This window comes from Curtobacterium sp. PhB78, from assembly GCF_003751685.1.
In the GTDB taxonomy this organism is placed as follows: domain Bacteria; phylum Actinomycetota; class Actinomycetes; order Actinomycetales; family Microbacteriaceae; genus Curtobacterium.
This window is the reverse complement of sequence record NZ_RKIA01000002.1, coordinates 401,974-418,413: the sequence shown is the minus strand read 5'-3', so window position 1 is coordinate 418,413 and position 16,440 is coordinate 401,974. Positions and strand designations below refer to the sequence as shown.

Here is a 16,440-nt window from a genome sequence, read left to right as displayed (position 1 = left end):
CGTAGCGGTGTGTTTCGCGGTGCGTTGTCCAGGCACCGCGACCCTTCTACGGTCGCGACATGACCGACACCAGAACGGGACTGCCCCGCGACGCGACCAGCGCCGTCGCCGGCACCGACGGGGTCGACGCGACCGGCGTCGACCACTCGGCCGGAGCGCCGGACGCACCACGGGCCTCCCGGCCGACCGTCGCGAGCGACGCGACCGACGCGACCGACGCGACCGACGCGAGCGACCCGGCCGACGCGACCGACGCGTCCGTGGATGCTGCCGGACGCGCCGCGCTCGACCGGCCCGTCCTCCCGTTGCGGCACCCGCTGCGCTGGATCGCCGCGGCCGTCGTGCTGGTGGTGCTCCTGAACTTCGTCGAGACGCTGTTCACGAACGAGTCGTGGGGCTGGCCGGCCGTCGGGAAGTGGCTGTTCAGCCCGGCGATCCTGACCGGCCTGCAGCTCACGCTCGTCGCGACGGCGCTCAGTGCGGTCATCAGCTTCACCGGCGGCATCGTCGTCGCGATCGCCCGGCTGTCGCGCAACCCGGTGCTGTCCGGGTTGGCGTGGGGCTACGTCTGGCTGTTCCGCTCCGTGCCGCTCATCCTCGTGCTCGTCTTCCTGTACAACCTCGGGTCGCTGTACCCGACGATCGGCATCGGGATCCCGTTCGGGCCGCAGGTCGAGGTCACCACGGCCAACGTCCTTGGCGACCTGGCCATCGGGGTGATCGGCCTGAGCCTGAGTGAGATCGCCCACGCCTCCGAGATCGTCCGCGCCGGCGTGCTCGCCGTCGACCACGGCCAGCACGAGGCCGCGCAGGCCCTCGGGCTCCCCCGGCGTCGCCAGTTCGTGCGGGTGATCCTGCCGCAGGCACTGCGGTCGATCGTGCCGGCGTTCGTGAACCAGGTCGTCGGGCTGCTCAAGGCGTCGTCGCTGCTGTTCTACGTGTCGCTGCTCGACCTGTTCGGGGTGGTGCAGAACCTGTCGAGCACCTACCCGACCGACATCATCCCGCTGCTCGTGGTCGCGACGCTCTGGTACCTCGCGCTCACCAGCGCGGTGTCGGTCGTGCAGTACTACGTCGAGCGGTGGACCGCCCGCGGCTCGGTCCGGGCGTTGCCGCCCACGCCGTTCCAGCGGGTGCGGGCCGCCGTGCGTCGCGGTTCCGGACGTGGGTCGGGACGGCCTGGAGGCCCGGATCGCCCCCGGCAGGCCACCTCCGCCGCGCGCGTGGTCGCGTCCGGCCCCGCTTCCACCATCGACGACAGGACCATCTGATGAGCGCAGCGATCAGCATCCACGGAGCCGTCAAGGCGTTCGGTGACACGGTCGTCGTCGACGGCGTCGACCTGTCGTTGCCGTCCGGGAGCGTCACCGTGGTGCTCGGCCCGTCGGGGTCCGGCAAGTCCACGCTGCTGCGTGCGATCAACCACCTCGAACCGCTCGACCGCGGCGTCGTCACGGTCGGCGGCGAGACGATCGGCGTCCGGCTCCGGACCGGGCGCGATGGGGTCCCCCGCTACAAGGAGCTGCCCGAGCGCCTGATCCTGCGGCAGCGGTCGCGGATCGGTTTCGTGTTCCAGCACTTCAACCTGTTCCCGCACCTGACCGCACTCGAGAACGTGGCCGAGGGGCCCATCGCCGCCGGGGTCCCCCGTGCCGTGGCGCGCGACCGTGCGGCGGCTCTGCTCGAGCGCGTCGGACTCGGTGACCGTGGCGACACCCGGCCGCGGCAGCTCTCCGGCGGGCAGCAGCAGCGCGTGGCCATCGCGCGGGCGCTGGCGCTCGAACCGTCGGTCGTGCTGCTCGACGAACCGACCTCGGCACTCGACCCGGAGCTCGTCGGCGAGGTGCTCGGGGTCATCCGGGGGTTGGCGGACACGGGCACCACGCTCGTCATCGTCACGCACGAGATCGCCTTCGCCCGCGAGGTCGCCGACCACGTCGTGTTCCTCGACCACGGCCGCATCGTCGAGCAGGGCTCCCCCGCCCAGGTGCTCGACGATCCGCAGCACGCTCGCACGCGGGACTTCCTGTCCCGCGTCCGCTGACGCCGTCCCCTCGACGTTCCTTCTTCCCCTTCCGCCTTCCCCTTCCACCCGATCCCAGGAGAACCATGTCCCCCACCACCCCCGCACGCTGGCGGAACCGCGCCGGCGCCCTCGTCCTCGCCACCGGAGTCGTCGTCGCCCTCGCCGGGTGCGCCACGTCGGCGACGGCCGGCTCCGACTCGGGCTCCGGCGCGTCGGACGGCACGGTCACGATCGGCGCCGCGTCGAACGGTGCCGCCACCGAGACGAAGGTCACCGTCGACGCGGACGAGAAGCTGCACGACGAACTCCCCGCGTCGATCAAGAAGTCCGGCAAGCTCGTCGTCGGCATCGGTGCGCTGCCCGCCGGGTTCCCGCCGCTCGCGTTCACCGGCGACGACCAGAAGACGCTGACCGGCTCCGAGCCGGACCTCGGCAGGCTCGTCGCCGCGAAGCTCGGCCTCCAGGCCCAGGTGCAGAACGCCACGTGGGACAACCTGTTCGTCGGGATCGACGGCGGCAAGTACGACGCCGGGTTCTCGAACATCACGGTGACCGAGCAGCGCAAGGAGAAGTACGACTTCGCCTCGTACCGCCAGGACAACCTCGCGCTGCAGGTGCCGGAGGACTCCTCGTTGACGTTCGACGGCGACCCGTCCGTGCTCGCCGGCAAGACCGTCGCCGTCAGTTCCGGCACCAACCAGGAGCTCATCCTGCTCGGCTGGAAGGCCGACCTCGCGAAGCAGGGCAAGACGATCACGATCAAGTACTACCCGGACGGCAACGCCGTGAAGCTGGCGCTCGACTCCGGCAAGATCGACGCCTACTTCGGGCCGAACCCGACGGTCGCGTACCAGAACACGTTGAGCGCGGACGGCGCGAACCCCACGAAGACGGCTGGCACGTTCTCCGGCGCGGGCGGGGACCTGCAGGGGCTCATCGCGGCGACGACGAAGAAGGACAGCGGGCTCGCCGAGCCCATCGCGGACGCCATCGACGAGCTGATCGACGACGGCACGTACGCGAAGTGGCTGGGGTCGTACAACCTGTCGAACGAGGCCGTGGAGCACTCCGAGGTCAACCCCGAGGGGCTGCCGCTCGACGCGAGCTGAGCCGGGTTCGGGCGGGTCCGAACGACTCGGAACGACTCCCTCGATGTCGCACGACGTCGAGGGAGTCGTTCTGTGCGCGCGCGGGTGGTCGGCGCCGATGCGGAACGACATCGTCGACGTCGCACGACGACCACGATGTCGCTCGTTGCGCGTGCATCGTCCGACATTCCACGAGGTGATCGACGCGTGCATCGTCGGAACATGCACGCGCACTCGATGCATGCGCAAGAGACGACGATCCACCTGACGATCAACAGGTGGATCGTCGGAACATGCACGCGCACCGGCCGCACGCGCACCGACCCCGAACGACATCGTCGACGTCGCACGACGACCACGGTGTCGCTCGTTGCACGCGCCGCCGGTTGCACGCGCGCACGAACGACGAGCCCGATGTCGTGCGACATCGAGCTCGTCGTTCCGGGTCGACACGGACCAGTTCGGTCAGCGCACCCCGGCACCCACGCCAGCCCCGGCACGCGCAGCACCAGCACCGGCACCAGCACGAGCACCCGCACCCGCAGCACCACCACGCGCACCCCGCGCCGCCCACTCCGCCGCGAGCAGCTCGTACGAACGCACCCGGGCGTCGTGGTCGTGCGTGATCGTCGTCACCAGGAGCTCGTCCGCGCCGGTCGCCCGCTGCAGGACCTCGAGGCGGTCCGCGACGGCCGCAGCGTCGCCGACGAACCGGGTGGCGAGCCGATCGGCGACCGACGCTGCCTCCGCCGCATCGAGCGGCGCAGCCCGTGCCGAGGTCGGCGTCGGGTACTCGATCGCCCCGACGCCGGAGCGGATCGAGTGCACCCACTCCGCGTACCCGAGCGACAGCTCCGCGGCCTCGGCCTCCGTGCGCCCGACGACGACGTCCGCCGACACGATGACGTGCGGTGCCTCGAGCACCCCCGGGCGGAACGCGTCGCGGTAGGCCTGCACCGACGCCAGGACCGTGCCGGGCGACGTGTGGTAGTTCGCGCCGTACGGCAGTCCGAGTGCTCCGGCGACCCGGGCGCTCTCACCGCCGGTCGACCCGTGGATCCACAGTTCGACGGACGCTCCTGCTGCCGGCGGCGCCTCGACCACGGTGCCGTCCCGCGACCAGGTGCCGGCGAACAGCCCCCGGATGAGCGACAGTTCGCCCTCGAACCGGTCGACGTCACCGGGGACGCGTCCGAGCAGCTCCCCTTGCAGGGCGAACCGGCTGCCCGGTGCAATGTGGAAGTCGAACGGTGCGGGCACGAGCAGTCCGTCGACGACCTCGTCCGAACGGGGCGCGAGCGACGGCGGCTTGGGGGTGCCGGGTGCCGGCGCCCCGGAGCGGCCGAGCCCGAGGTCGATCCGCGGCCCGTACAGCGCCGCGAGCGTGCCGAAGGTCTCGGCGATCTGCAGCCCGCGGACGTTGCCGACGAGCGTCGCCGCACTGCCGACCCGGATCGTCGACGTGGCCGCGGCGACCGCCCCGATCACGATGGTCGGCGCGCTGCCCGCGACACCGGGGTTGAGGTGGTGCTCCGCGAGCCAGTACCGGGCGTACCCGGCACGTTCCGCGGCGACGGCCAGGTCGACGGTGCGGTGCAGCGCCGTGGTTGCGGACGACCCGGCGGTGACCGGCACCAGGTCGAGCACCGAGAGCGGGACGGAGCGAGCGGCGCTCACGAGGCGTCCTTCCACGCGCCGGTCAGCTGGTCGAGCCGGGTGTCGGCCCCGAAGACGATGCCGTGCACGTCCGTCGCCGGCGCGATGATGCTGGTGAGTTCGTGCACCGGGACGAAGTCGACCTGGGACGCGATGCGCTGCTGGATCTCCCCGAAGGTGGCCGACCGGTCGGACGCCGACGACTGCGACAGCTCCTTCGTGAAGAGCGCGTCGAGCGTCTTGTCCGATGCACCGATCGACTGGGCACCCGAGCTGGAGAACTTCGACCGCAGGACGTCGCCGTCGGCGCGCGAGCTGTTGTCCCACGACAGGTCCCAGTCGCCGCTCGTCAGGTTGGCGAGGTACTGCGGCACGGTCCCGCTCTCGAGCGTGACGCCGACACCGACCTTCCCGAGCTCCTGCTGGATCAGCTCGAGGGACGTCTGGTTCGGTCCGAAGTTCGTGATCCAGACGAGCTTGAGCTGCAGCTTCGTACCGTCCTTCGAGCGGATGCCGTCGGAGCCCTTCTCCCAGCCAGCGGCGTCGAGCGCCTTCTTCGCTGCGGCGGGGTCGTACGCGGCCGAACCCGACGACGTGTCCGCGTACCCGGGCGTCGTCGACCCGAGGACCGAGTTCGCGACCTTGAACAAGTCGTTCAGCGAGGTGTCCCGGACCGCCTTCGGGTCGACGGCCTGTGCGATCGCCTTCCGGACTGCGAGGTCCGACACGATCGGCCGCTTCTGGTTGAACGTCAGCCCGAACACCTGGCCCGGGTTGGCGCGGGTGACGAGGTCGTACTGCGCCTGCAGGGTGTCGACGTCGCTCGGCTGCACGCTGCTGATCGCGTCGAGCTGCCCGGACTGCAGGCTGCCGGTGCGGACGCTCGCCTCGGGCACGACCTGGAACGTGACCTTCGACAGGTGCGCTGCCCCGGAGCCGCCGCGGGCTGCGGGACCCCAGTCGTAGTCCTTTCGCTTCGTCAGGATCGTGGACGTGTTCTTCGTGTACGACTGCAGCGTGAACGGTCCGGTCCCGATCACGGCCTTCCCGTCGGCGCGGTCCTCGAACGGGGTCTCGGTGGTCGTCGGGGCGACGATGCCGAGGGCGACCGACGACGTGGCGTTCGGGAACGCGGCGTTCGGCGCCCCGAAGTCGACCTCGACCGTGTCGTCGTCGACGACCTTCGTCCCCTCGTAGCCGGAGAAGTACGCGGCGGCCGTGCTCGATGCGCCGGCCGAGGCGATGTCGTCGAAGGTGTCCTTGACGGCCGTCGCGTCGAACGCGGTGCCGTCCGAGAACGTGACACCGGAGCGCAGGTCGAACGTGAACGCGGTGGCGTCGGCGTTCGCCGAGTACTTCGTCGCGAGCCAGGGCTTGAGCGAGCCGTCGGACGGGTCCTGCCAGAGCAGCGAGTCGACGAGCTGCCGGGTGATCGCGAGCGTGTCGTTGCCCGCGCCGGTACCCGTCGGGTTGAGCGTGATCGGGTCGTTCGCGATGGCGTAGGTGAGCGAGCCGCCGTCGACGGGCTTCGACGACGAAGACGACGAGGACGTCGACGCGGTACCGCCCGACGAGCAGCCCGCCATGACCAGGGCCGCCGCGGTGCCGGCCGCGATCGCGGCCACCAGACGGAACGGGGTGCGGTGGGTGGTCATGAGACTCCTTCAGTGGTGGGGACGCGCCGGGATCGTCCCGGGATCGCGTCGAGCAGTGCGCGCGTGTACTCGTGCTGCGGGTCGTGCAGCACCTGCGCCACGTCGCCGTGCTCCACGATGCGGCCGCCCCGCAGGACGGACACCTCGTGCGCGATGCGACGGACGACGGCGAGGTCGTGCGAGATGAACAGGTAGGAGACGCCGAGCGTCGACTGCAGCTCCGCGAGCAGGTCGAGGATCTGCGCCTGGACGGACACGTCGAGTGCGGAGACGGGTTCGTCGAGGACGATGAACGACGGGTCGAGTGCGAGCGCGCGGGCGATCGCCACACGCTGCCGCTGTCCGCCGGACAGCTCCGCCGGTCGACGACCGAGCACGGACGACGGCAGCGCGACGAGGTCGAGCAGCTCCGCCGCCCGAGCCGTACGGGACCGCCGGGTGCCGATGCCGAAGGCCGCGAGCGGGTCCGCGATCACCGCCCCCACCGACAGCCGCGGGTGCAGCGCCGCGTACGGGTTCTGCTGCACGATCTGCGCCTGCCGCCGGTACGCCCGCAGCGCCGCACCGCGGGCTCCGCCCACGTCGGCGCCGTCGAACCGCACGCTGCCGGCGTCCGGGCGTTCGAGTCCGAGCACGAGGCGCGCGGTGGTCGACTTGCCCGACCCGGACTCCCCCACCAGCGCCAGGGTGCGGCCCCGCGGGACGGTCACGTCCACCCCGTCGACGGCGGTCACGCGGTCGAAGGACTTCCGCAGTCCGGTCGCGACGACGAGTGGGTCGGGGCGTCCGGACGGGAGGCCCGTGGCAAGTCCCACGGACGCGGTCACGTCGTCGAGACTGGGCGCCGCTGCGATCAGCGCGCGCGTGTACGCCTCACGGGGTGCGCCGAGCACCTCGGCCGGGGTGCCCTGCTCGACGATCCGCCCCTCGGACATCACGACGATGCGGTCGGCCCGGTCGGCGGCGACCCCGAGGTCGTGCGTGATGAACAGCACGCTCGTGCCCCGTTCGGCGACGAGCCGGTCCAGGTGGTCGAGGATCGTCCGCTGGACCGTGACGTCGAGCGCGCTCGTCGGTTCGTCCGCGACCAGCAGCTCGGGGTCGCCGATCAGGGCGATCGCGATGAGCACCCGCTGCCGCATGCCGCCGGACAGCTCGTGCGGGTACTGCCGCGCGCGGAGTTCGGGTCGGTCGATGCCGGCACGGCGGAGCTCCTCGACGGCGCGTTCCCGGGCCTCGGCGCCGGTGGCGAGTCCGTGGATCCGGAGCACCTCGGCCACTTGGGTGCCGATCCGCGTCACGGGGTTGAGCGACACCGTCGGGTCCTGCGGCACGAAGCCGATCCGGACGCCGCGCACGGACCGCACCTGGCGGTCGGTCGCGGTGACCAGGTCGAGGTCCCCGGAGCCGTCGGCCGCCCCGGAGAGCCGCACCGTGCCTCCCGTCAGGTCCGCCGCTGCGGGCAGGAGCCGGAGGACCGCGTGCGCCGTCGTCGACTTGCCCGAACCGGACTCGCCGACGATGGCGACGCGCTCGCCGCGGCCGACCTCGAGCGAGACGCCGTGGAGGGCGGTGCGCGCACTGCTGCCGCGGCCGTAGGTGACGGTCAGGTCCTGGATGCTGAGCAGGCTCATCGGACGGCCCTCCGTTCGGTGTCGAGCGCGCGGGCGACGCGGTTGCCGGCGAGCACCGTGACGGCGATCACCAGGCCGGGGATGGTCGTGAGCCACCACGAGGACGCGATGTAGTCGCGCCCGGTGGCGACGAGGGAACCCCACTCGGGCTGCGGTGGCTGCGCGCCGTAGCCGAGGAAGCTCAGGCTGGAGACGGCGAGGATCGCGGTGCCGAACTCGAGGGCGGCGAGCACCAGGACGGGACCGGCCGCGTTCGGCAGCACGTGCACGAGCAGGACGCGCCACCAGCGGTTGCCGTTCGCGCTCGCGGCCTCGACGTACGGCGCGGTGCGGACCCGGACGACCTCGGAACGCATGATGCGCGCGATCGTGGCGATGCTCGCGACGCCGACCGCCACCGCGACGTTCACGGTACCGAAGCCGAGCACGGTGACGATCGTCAGCGAGAGCAGCAGGCTCGGGATCGCGAGCAGGACGTCGGCAACGCGCATGAGCACGGCGTCGACGACCCCGCCGACGAAGCCGGCGACGAGCCCGATGAGCGAGCCGCCGACCAGGCCGATGACGATCGCGAGGACCGCGGCCTGCAGCGTGAGCGCGGTGCCGTGCACGACGCGGGCGTACAGGTCGCGGCCGAGCTGGTCGGTGCCGAACCAGTGCGCGGCGTCGGGAGCGGTGAGCTTGGCGGCCGGATCGGCGGCGAGCGGGTCGTGGTGGGTGAGCGCTCCGGGCAGGAGCGCGGCGAGCACGACGAGGGCGAGCCAGACGATGGCGATGGTGAGCGTCGGACGGGCGACGAGCGCGCGGAGCGCTGTCGTCGTGCCGCCGGGGACGCGGTCGCTGACGAGCGACGCGGGGCGGCCGATGGCGAGCTGCGTGGTCTCGGTCATGCGGGGACCGCCTTCGGTTCGGTGGCGCTGGACGGGGTGGCGCCGGGCGTCGCTCCCGGTGTCCCGCCGTCCTGGTCGCGGAGCTTCCGACGGCTGCCGGCGACGACGACGCGCGGGTCGAGCAGCGGGTACACGAGGTCGACGACCAGGTTCACGACGACGAAGACCGCGGCGGCGAGCAGCACGATGCCCTGCACGACGGGGATGTCCTGCTGCTGCACGGCGGTGGCGGTGACCCGGCCGAGGCCCGGGCGGGAGAACACCGTCTCGGTGACGACGGTGCCGGAGAACAGCTGCCCGACGATGAGTCCCGTCACGGTGAGTGCGGGCAGCGCAGCGTTCTTGAGCGCGTGCCGGAGCTGTACCCGCCACCGCCCGGCACCCTTGGCGTACGCGGTGTCGACGTACGGCTCGCGGAGCGTCTGGACGAGGGACTTCGACAGCAGCTGGGCGATCGTGGCACCGGTCGGCAGCGCCAGGGTGATCGCCGGCAGGACGACCGACGCTGGGCCCTCGCCACCGAACGCCGGGAACACGTGCAGCCCGAACGAGAACCACTGCACCAGCAGCAGCGCGAACCAGAACCCGGGGACGGCGACGCCGATCGGGGGCAGCTGGAGCAGGAACTGGCCGAGGGCCCGGTTCCGGGTCCACGTCGCGAGGACCGCGATCCCGCCGCCGAACACGATCGCGAGCACGAGGCCGGCGACCGCGATCTGGGCGGTCGGCGCGATCGCTTCGCCGATGACGTCGGCGACCGGTCGACCGACGCCGATCGAGCGGCCGAGGTCGCCGGTGAGCAGGGCGCCGAGGTGCTGGACGTACTGCACGAGCACCGGCTGGTCGAGGCCGTACTGGTGCCGGAGCGCGTCGAGCTGCGCCGCCGTGACGTCGGTGGCGTCCGGGCCGACCATGATGCGGGCCGGGTCGCTCGGCAGCACGTAGAGGACGAAGAACGAGATCGTCCACGCCGCCCAGAGGACGAGCACGGCCTGGCCGATGCGGGAGAGCACGTAGCGGGTCATGCGGCCACCGCCGTCCGGGCACGCGTCCACCCGAGCGCCGGTGCCACCTTCGCCACGACGTCCGAGACGATCTGCTCGTACTCGTCACCGGCGAACTCGTAGGGCAACTCGATCCGGAACTCGTCGACCTCGGCGAGCGTGGCGTCGTGCACGAGCTGCTCGACGATCTGCTCGGCGGGCCCCACCAGGTCGGCGGAGAACAGGGTCCGCCGCGGTCCCTGGGGCGCGGTCTGCCGTGCGAGACGGGACTCGTACCAGGTGCGGTACCGCTCGCGCGAGACCCGGTCGGCCGAGTCGGTCGGCACGACGCACCGGCCCCAGGCGACGCGGGGCGTTCGCCCGGTCGGCAGCGCGGCGCGGTACGCCGCGAGCTGGTTCCGCTGGGCGGTGCCGTAGTCGTCGGTGCCCTCGCCCGAGGTGAGGTTGCCGAGCAGCAGGTTGAGCCCGGAACTGCCGGCGAAGGAGGCCGACCGGAGCGACCCGCCGCCGTACCAGACCCGGTCGACCAGACCCGGCGCGTAGGGCTGCAACCGGGGGCGCTGGACGTTCCCGGGGCTCTGGATGACGGTGTCGTCCGCGCCGAGGAACGCGCCGCGCAGGTTCTCCACGAACCGGGAGACCCGCCCGTACCCACGGTCGAACGCGCGCCAGTCGCCGTCGAACACCAGGTCGCCGAGGATCTCGGCGTGTGGCGAGCCGGTGGACAGGCCGACCTGCAGCCGACCGTGCGCCAGGACGTCGGCGAGCGAGAAGTCCTCGGCCAGGCGGAAGGGACTCTCCCACCCGATCGGCACGACGGCGACGCCGAGCTCGATGGACGTGGTGCGCTGCGCCGCTGCCGCCAGGAAGACCGCGGCCGAGCCGATGCCGTGCTCGAGGTGCCGGTGCCGGACCCAGGCGCCGTCGACGCCGAGCCGCTCGGCCGTGGCGAACAGGTCGAGGGTGGCCTCGAGACCGTCGACGGGGGCGTCGTCCTCGAAGTTGCCGGGGACGAGGATGGCGAGGCTCGAGATCGTCACGCGAGCACCCCGGCGGACGCTGCCGCACGCGCCGGACCCGCCGCAGCGGCCGTGCGTGCGGCGGCCGAACGGTCGCGGATCGTGCCGGGCAGGTCGAGCGTCTGCCGGAGGGTCGCCCCCTCGTCGTAGGACTGCCGGTAGACACCGCGCTCCTGCAGCAGCGGGACGACCGTGTCGACGAACTCGTCGAGGCCGTACGGGTTGGTGTGCGGCACGACGACGAACCCGTCGGTGGCGCGCTCCTGCACGTACCGGTCGATCTCGGCGGCGATGTGCGACGCCGTCCCGACGAACCCGCCGCGGGTCGAGGCGCGGATGACGAGGTCGCGGATGGACAGGTGCTCGGCCTCGGCCAGGTCCCGCCAGGACTGCACCAGGGCGGGGACGTCGCGGGTGTGCCGTGCGCGCCCGCGGGTGATCGCGGTGCCCTCGTAGTCGGGTTCGATCGTCGGCAGCGGGCCGTCGACGTCGTACGACGACAGGTCGCGGTTCCAGACCTGCTCGAGGAACGCGATCGCCGTGGCCGGACTGACCTGGGCGCGACGGATGGCGTTCGACCGTTCTTCGGCGTCCTCCGCCGACGACCCGATCACGAACGTCGCGCCGGGCAGGATCTGCAGCTCGTCCTTCGATCGTCCGACCCGTTCGAGCCGCTCGGTCACGTCGCGGTAGAACGCCTGCGCGTCGTCGAACTCGGTGTGCAGCGAGAAGATCACCTCGGCGTTCGTGGCGGCGAGGTCGCGCCCTTCGTCGGAGTCACCGGCCTGCACGATCACCGGGTGCCGCTGCGGACTGCGGGGCACCGGGAACGTGCCGGTGACGTCGAACTGCGCGCCGTGGTGGTCGACGTCGCGGATGCGCGACCGGTCGGCGAACACGCCGTCCGCCAGCGCGCCGCCCGCGGCGGTGCCGGCGACGACGGCGTCGGCCTGCCACGAGTCCCAGAGTTCGCGGGACAGCGCGATGAACTCGGCGGCCCGCGTGTACCGGTCGGCGTGGTCGAGGAACCCGCCGCGGCGGAAGTTCGCGCCGTGGAACGCGTCCGAGCTCGTCACGACGTTCCACCCGGCACGGCCGTCGGTCAGGTGGTCGAGCGTGGCGAGCTGCTTCGCGAGTTCCACGGGCTCGTTGAACGTCGTCTGCAGGGTGCCGACCAGACCGATGTGGTCGGTGACCCCGGCCAGGGCGGCCAGGACCGCGAGGGTGTTCGGGCGTCCGACGACGTCGAGGTCGTGGATGCGCCCCTTCTGCTCGCGGAGCCGCAGGCCCTCGGCGAGGAACAGGAAGTCGAAGAACCCGCGCTCGGCGTTGCGGGCGAAGTGCTCGAACGACGAGAACGCGATCTGGCTCTCGGCGCGGTCGTCGCTCCAGATCGTGGTGTTGTTCACGCCGGGGAAGTGTGCGGCGAGGTGGACCTGACGCTTGGCGCTCATGCTGAGACCTCCACGGAGACGGAACCGGCGGGTGCGGACGCGTACCGGCTGACGGCCGGGGCGATGCCGAGCCGCGTGCGCAGGTCGGCGGTGGGACGGGACGTCACGTCGGCGCGGAGCCCGGCGGTGACGAGGGCGGGGACGAGCTGCCTGGCGATGGCGGTGCTGTCGATCGGGATGCGCAGGGGGCGGAGCCGGACGCCGGCGAAACCGAGGCCCCGCAGGTCCCCGATCAGCGACACGAGTTCGGGCACTGTCGTCGCGAGCACGGACGTGTCCGAGCCGGAGCCGACGGTGTACGGGGCACCGGCAGCGGCGTCGAGCGCGGCGAGCTCGTCGGCCGCGGCAGCGGTCGAGGACCCGATCAGCACCGCGAGGTCGGCGAGGACCGGGCGACGGACGTCCGACCCGGTCACCTGCTCGGCGTCACGGACGAGTGCCAGGGTGTCCCGCGCCTCCCGTCCGTCGTAGCCGGGCGTGACCAGCACGACGTCCGCAGCGTCCACGGCGAACGCGGCAGCGTCGGCGCGGTGGGCCAGCGCGAAGACCGGCGGGCGCCCCTGCGGCGACCGCGGGACGATCGACGCGCCGTGGACGGAGAAGGACGCGCCCTCGAACGCCGCGTTGTGGATCCGGTTGCGGTCGATGAACCGGCCGGTCGTGACGTCGCGGATGATCGCGTCGTCGTCCCAGCTGTCCCAGAGGCGCGACACGACCTCCGCCGCCTCGCGGGCCTCGTCGAACAGGTCCGCGGCGGTGTCGCCGCCGGGGCGGCGGCCGAACAGGGCCGCCTCGCGGGTCGTCGGGCTCACCTGGATCCGCCACCCGGCTCGCCCGAGCGAGACGTGGTCGAGGGTCTGGAGGCCCGTGGCGACGTGGAACGGTTCGGTGTGCGTCACCGAGACGGTCGGCACCAGACCGACGGCGCGGGTCGCGGGGGCGACCGCGTTCGCGACGAGGAGGGCGTCGAGCCGTCCGACGACGGTCGTGGTGTCGAGGTCGTGGTCGGCAGCCGTCGGGCCCGCGGTGAACGAGTCCTCGATGGTGACGGCGTCGATGCCGAGGCGGTCCTGCTCGACGACGACGTCGCGCCAGTGCCGGAGGCTCGACAGGCGCTGCGTGGCCGGGCCGGCGACGCGCCAGGCGGCGGGGTGCCAGCCGGCGCCCTGCAGTGCGGTGACGAGGGTGATGCGGTCGGGCATGGCAGTCCTCCTAGTGGGTGTGCGCGGCGTGGTCGGCCGCGGCCGGTGCGGGGGCCGCGTCGGCCGGGTTCGCGTGGGCGAGGGCCGCGCCGGCGCCGAACTTGAAGCCGAGTCGGCCGTGCGCGAACCCGCCGCCGGCGCGGATCGCGGTGGCGACCCAGGCGGCCTCGGCGAGCTCGGCCTCGGTCGCGCCGGCCGTCACCGCGCGCTGACTGTGGCCGTCGATGCAGTAGACGCACTGCGTGGTGATGCCGACGGCGAGGGCGATGAGCTCCCGGTACTTGAGCGGGATCGCGCGGCCCTCGGCCTGGAACACCGACTCGTCGAACTGGACGAAGGCCTTGAGGATGTCCGGGGTCTGCTGCTTGTAGACCTTCGTGAAGGTCTTGTCCTGTTCGCGGTCGAGGTAGTCGGTCATGTCGGCGACGCTAGGGCGGTCGGGGCACCGAGGCGACGGGTGTTGCGGACCGTGACCGGCGGTGTCGTCGTGTGACGCGGTGCCGCCGGCCGGCCGTCACACGGCGTCACGCGCGGCGCGGGCGCGGCCGCGCGGCGGCGGCGGCGGTCGGCCGGCGGCGGCGGGGTCGGCCGGCGGTGCGAGGTTGATCACCTGGTGCGGGGCTGCAAGCCCGCACGGGGTGACCAACCTCGCACCGTGCGGCAGCGCGGCCGTACCGCGGACCGCGCACCGTGCGGCGTCAGAGCCCCCGGGCGCGCGCCGCGAACCGCCCGCGCAACGTCACGTCCTCGTACGACCGGTGGAACACCCCGCGGCGCTGCAGGATCGGCACGAGCTCGTCCACGACGGTCTCGAGGCCCCGCGGGAACTCGTCGATCATCAGGTTGAAGCCGTCGGCGGCACCGGTGCGGTACCAGTCCTCGATGGTGTCGGCAGCCTGTTCGGGCGTGCCGACCACGATGCGGGCGCCGTACCCGCCGAAGCCCCGCAGCACGTCCCGCAACGAGGTGTTGTTGGCGCGCACCCACCGCACGACCGTCTCGTGGTAGCCGAGCGAGGGCCCGTAGGTGACCGGGTCGACCTCGCGGTCCAGGACCGCCGACGGGATCGGCGCGTCCGGGTCGAGCCCCGACAGGTCGGCGTCGAGGTGCGTCCCGAGCGCCCGGAGCGAGTAGCCGTCCGGCGCGAGGGCCTCGAGCTCGTCGAACCGACGCTGCGCCTCGGCCTCGGTGCTGCCGAGCACGAGCGACAGTCCGGGCACGACGGCGACGTCGGCTGCGCTCCGGCCGTACGTCTCGGCGGCGACCTTGACCGCGCGCCGGTGCTCGCGGGCGGGTTCCGGCGTCAGCTCGACGGCGAAGACGCCCTCGGCGACCCGCGCCGCCAGGTCACGACCGTGCGGCGATCCCCCGGCCTGGAACACGACCGGGTGCCCCTGCGCCGACGGTGGGACCCGGAGCACGCCTTCGAGGTCGAGGAACTCGCCGTGGTGGACGACCGGCTCCCCCGTCGCGGCGGACCGCCAGAGCGCCGTCACGAGGTCCACGAACTCCCCCGCGCGGGCGTACCGCTCGGGCCGGTCGGGGTTCGTCGCGACACCGAAGTTGGCGGAGACCGAGCGGTCGTAGGTGGTGACGGCGTTCCAGGCGACGCGCCCGCCGGACACCGTGTCCAGCGACAGCAGCCGCTCGGCGACGTCGAACGGGTCGTTGTACGTCGTCGATGCGGTGCCGACCAACCCGAGGTGGCTCGTCGCGTCGGCGATCGCCCCGAGCGCCACGAACGGCTCGAGCAGTCCGTAGGCGCGGACGTTCGGGTCGCCGAACGCCGGGTGGTCGGCGAAGAAGACCATGTCGAGCAGCCCGCGTTCGGCGGTGCGCCCGAGGTCGCCCCAGAACTCGGCCGTGAGCAGGTCGGTCGGGTCGACGTCCTGGGTGCGCCAGGCCGCCGGACGCTGCCCGAAGCCCTGCAGGTTCACGCCGAGGATCAGGCCGGCGTCGCCGCCAGCGCCCGTCACGCGGTCACCGCCGCGGCGTCCGGCACGGCCAGCCCGAGCAGGGCGCGGAGCGTCGGACGTGTCGGTCGCGTTGGTCGCGTCGGTCGTGGAGGTCGCGTCACGGTCGACCGGGAGGCCCGGTGCGACTCCGCCCCGTCCGTCGCCCCCGGCAGCGGTGCGAGCGGGTGCGCCGCACCGCCGAGCACCAGGTCCGCTCCTGGCACGTCGACGTCGTGCCAGACCGCGAGGACGGGTTCGCCCTGCCGGCTCGACGGTGTCGTGAGCGGTCCCCGGACGCGGTAGCCGTCCGGTCCGCCGTCGTGGTCGAGCGGTCGGATCCGGTCGGTGTGCGCGAAGACACCCGATGCGCGGTCCCCGACGATGCTGTCGAGCGGCCAGGTGCGCCACAGCCCGCGGAGCACCCGGGCGAACTCGGCAGGGTCGTGCGGTGCGCCGGTGCTCGGGGCTCCGGTGACCGGTGCGCCGTGGTCCCGGGCGCCGACGACGATGCCCACCCGGCAGTCCAGGACGTGGTCGAGCGAGAGCACCCGACGGGCGACGTTGTACGGGTGCTCGCGGGTCGGTGCCACGGCGACGAGGAACCCGTGCTCCGGCAGGGCACGGCCGAGGGTGAGCGCCGCGGTCGTCGGGTCCAGCCGGTGGCCGGTGCTCGTCGCCGCGTCGAGGCGGTCGGTGCCGATCGCCACGACGGCGGCTCCGGAACCGACGATGCGGACCGCGAGTCGGGCGATGCCGCCGGGTGTGGCGGCCGCCGCGGCGAGGTCCGCGTCCGGGACGGCGACGACGAGTGGTGCGGGGGCGCTGGGCGCGGTGGTCACGGTGGTCCTCCCGTTCGA

At 72.8% G+C, this 16,440-nt stretch carries 14 protein-coding genes; 3 read left to right on the top strand and 11 right to left on the bottom strand.

The window, feature by feature from the left end; genetic code table 11:
* Positions 1-59: 59 nt before the first annotated feature.
* The 3 genes from EDF53_RS05710 (at position 60) to EDF53_RS05700 (ending at position 3,135) form a co-directional block, all read left to right on the top strand.
* Positions 60-1,271 (top strand): amino acid ABC transporter permease, encoded by a 1,212-nt coding sequence (locus tag EDF53_RS05710; protein WP_260215222.1) that lies wholly within the window; start codon positions 60-62, stop codon positions 1,269-1,271.
* Entirely contained in the window at positions 1,271-2,044 is a 774-nt protein-coding gene (locus EDF53_RS05705; RefSeq protein WP_123292652.1) for an amino acid ABC transporter ATP-binding protein, read from the top strand. Before EDF53_RS05710 ends, EDF53_RS05705 begins: the two co-directional genes overlap by 1 nt.
* 65 nt (positions 2,045-2,109) lie before the next feature.
* Positions 2,110-3,135 carry a transporter substrate-binding domain-containing protein gene (locus EDF53_RS05700; RefSeq protein WP_123292651.1) on the top strand — a complete coding sequence of 342 codons (1,026 nt, stop codon included), beginning with the start codon at positions 2,110-2,112 and terminating at the stop codon, positions 3,133-3,135.
* A 444-nt stretch (positions 3,136-3,579) separates the two neighbouring features.
* Here EDF53_RS05700 and EDF53_RS05695 read toward each other — a convergent pair whose 3' ends face one another.
* From EDF53_RS05695 to EDF53_RS05645, 11 genes are all read right to left on the bottom strand, one after another.
* Positions 3,580-4,791 carry an LLM class flavin-dependent oxidoreductase gene (locus tag EDF53_RS05695; RefSeq protein ID WP_123292650.1) on the bottom strand — a complete coding sequence of 404 codons (1,212 nt, stop codon included), beginning with the start codon at positions 4,789-4,791 and terminating at the stop codon, positions 3,580-3,582.
* A complete protein-coding gene (locus EDF53_RS05690; protein WP_123292649.1) occupies positions 4,788-6,425 on the bottom strand; it encodes an ABC transporter substrate-binding protein in 1,638 nt (545 codons plus the stop codon). The genes EDF53_RS05695 and EDF53_RS05690 overlap by 4 nt, the downstream gene beginning before the upstream one ends.
* Positions 6,422-8,059 carry an ABC transporter ATP-binding protein gene (locus tag EDF53_RS05685; protein ID WP_123292648.1) on the bottom strand — a complete coding sequence of 546 codons (1,638 nt, stop codon included), beginning with the start codon at positions 8,057-8,059 and terminating at the stop codon, positions 6,422-6,424. The genes EDF53_RS05690 and EDF53_RS05685 overlap by 4 nt, the downstream gene beginning before the upstream one ends.
* Entirely contained in the window at positions 8,056-8,949 is an 894-nt protein-coding gene (locus EDF53_RS05680; protein WP_123292647.1) for an ABC transporter permease, read from the bottom strand. The genes EDF53_RS05685 and EDF53_RS05680 overlap by 4 nt, the downstream gene beginning before the upstream one ends.
* Positions 8,946-9,974: an ABC transporter permease gene (locus EDF53_RS05675; RefSeq protein ID WP_123292852.1), complete on the bottom strand. Its 1,029-nt coding sequence runs from the start codon at positions 9,972-9,974 to the stop codon at positions 8,946-8,948. Before EDF53_RS05675 ends, EDF53_RS05680 begins: the two co-directional genes overlap by 4 nt.
* A complete protein-coding gene (locus EDF53_RS05670) occupies positions 9,971-10,993 on the bottom strand; it encodes an LLM class flavin-dependent oxidoreductase (RefSeq protein ID WP_123292646.1) in 1,023 nt (340 codons plus the stop codon). The genes EDF53_RS05675 and EDF53_RS05670 overlap by 4 nt, the downstream gene beginning before the upstream one ends.
* Entirely contained in the window at positions 10,990-12,426 is a 1,437-nt protein-coding gene (locus tag EDF53_RS05665) for an NtaA/DmoA family FMN-dependent monooxygenase (RefSeq protein WP_123292645.1), read from the bottom strand. Before EDF53_RS05665 ends, EDF53_RS05670 begins: the two co-directional genes overlap by 4 nt.
* Positions 12,423-13,628, bottom strand: a complete 1,206-nt coding sequence (locus EDF53_RS05660; protein ID WP_123292644.1) for an LLM class flavin-dependent oxidoreductase — start codon at positions 13,626-13,628, stop codon at positions 12,423-12,425. The genes EDF53_RS05665 and EDF53_RS05660 overlap by 4 nt, the downstream gene beginning before the upstream one ends.
* A 10-nt stretch (positions 13,629-13,638) precedes the next feature.
* Complete coding sequence (locus EDF53_RS05655; protein WP_123292643.1) at positions 13,639-14,046, bottom strand: carboxymuconolactone decarboxylase family protein; 408 nt, start codon at positions 14,044-14,046, stop codon at positions 13,639-13,641.
* 280 nt (positions 14,047-14,326) lie between these two features.
* Positions 14,327-15,604: an NtaA/DmoA family FMN-dependent monooxygenase gene (locus EDF53_RS05650; protein WP_221181191.1), complete on the bottom strand. Its 1,278-nt coding sequence runs from the start codon at positions 15,602-15,604 to the stop codon at positions 14,327-14,329.
* Positions 15,601-16,422: an LLM class flavin-dependent oxidoreductase gene (locus EDF53_RS05645; protein ID WP_123292642.1), complete on the bottom strand. Its 822-nt coding sequence runs from the start codon at positions 16,420-16,422 to the stop codon at positions 15,601-15,603. Before EDF53_RS05645 ends, EDF53_RS05650 begins: the two co-directional genes overlap by 4 nt.
* Between the last annotated feature and the right edge of the window lie 18 nt (positions 16,423-16,440).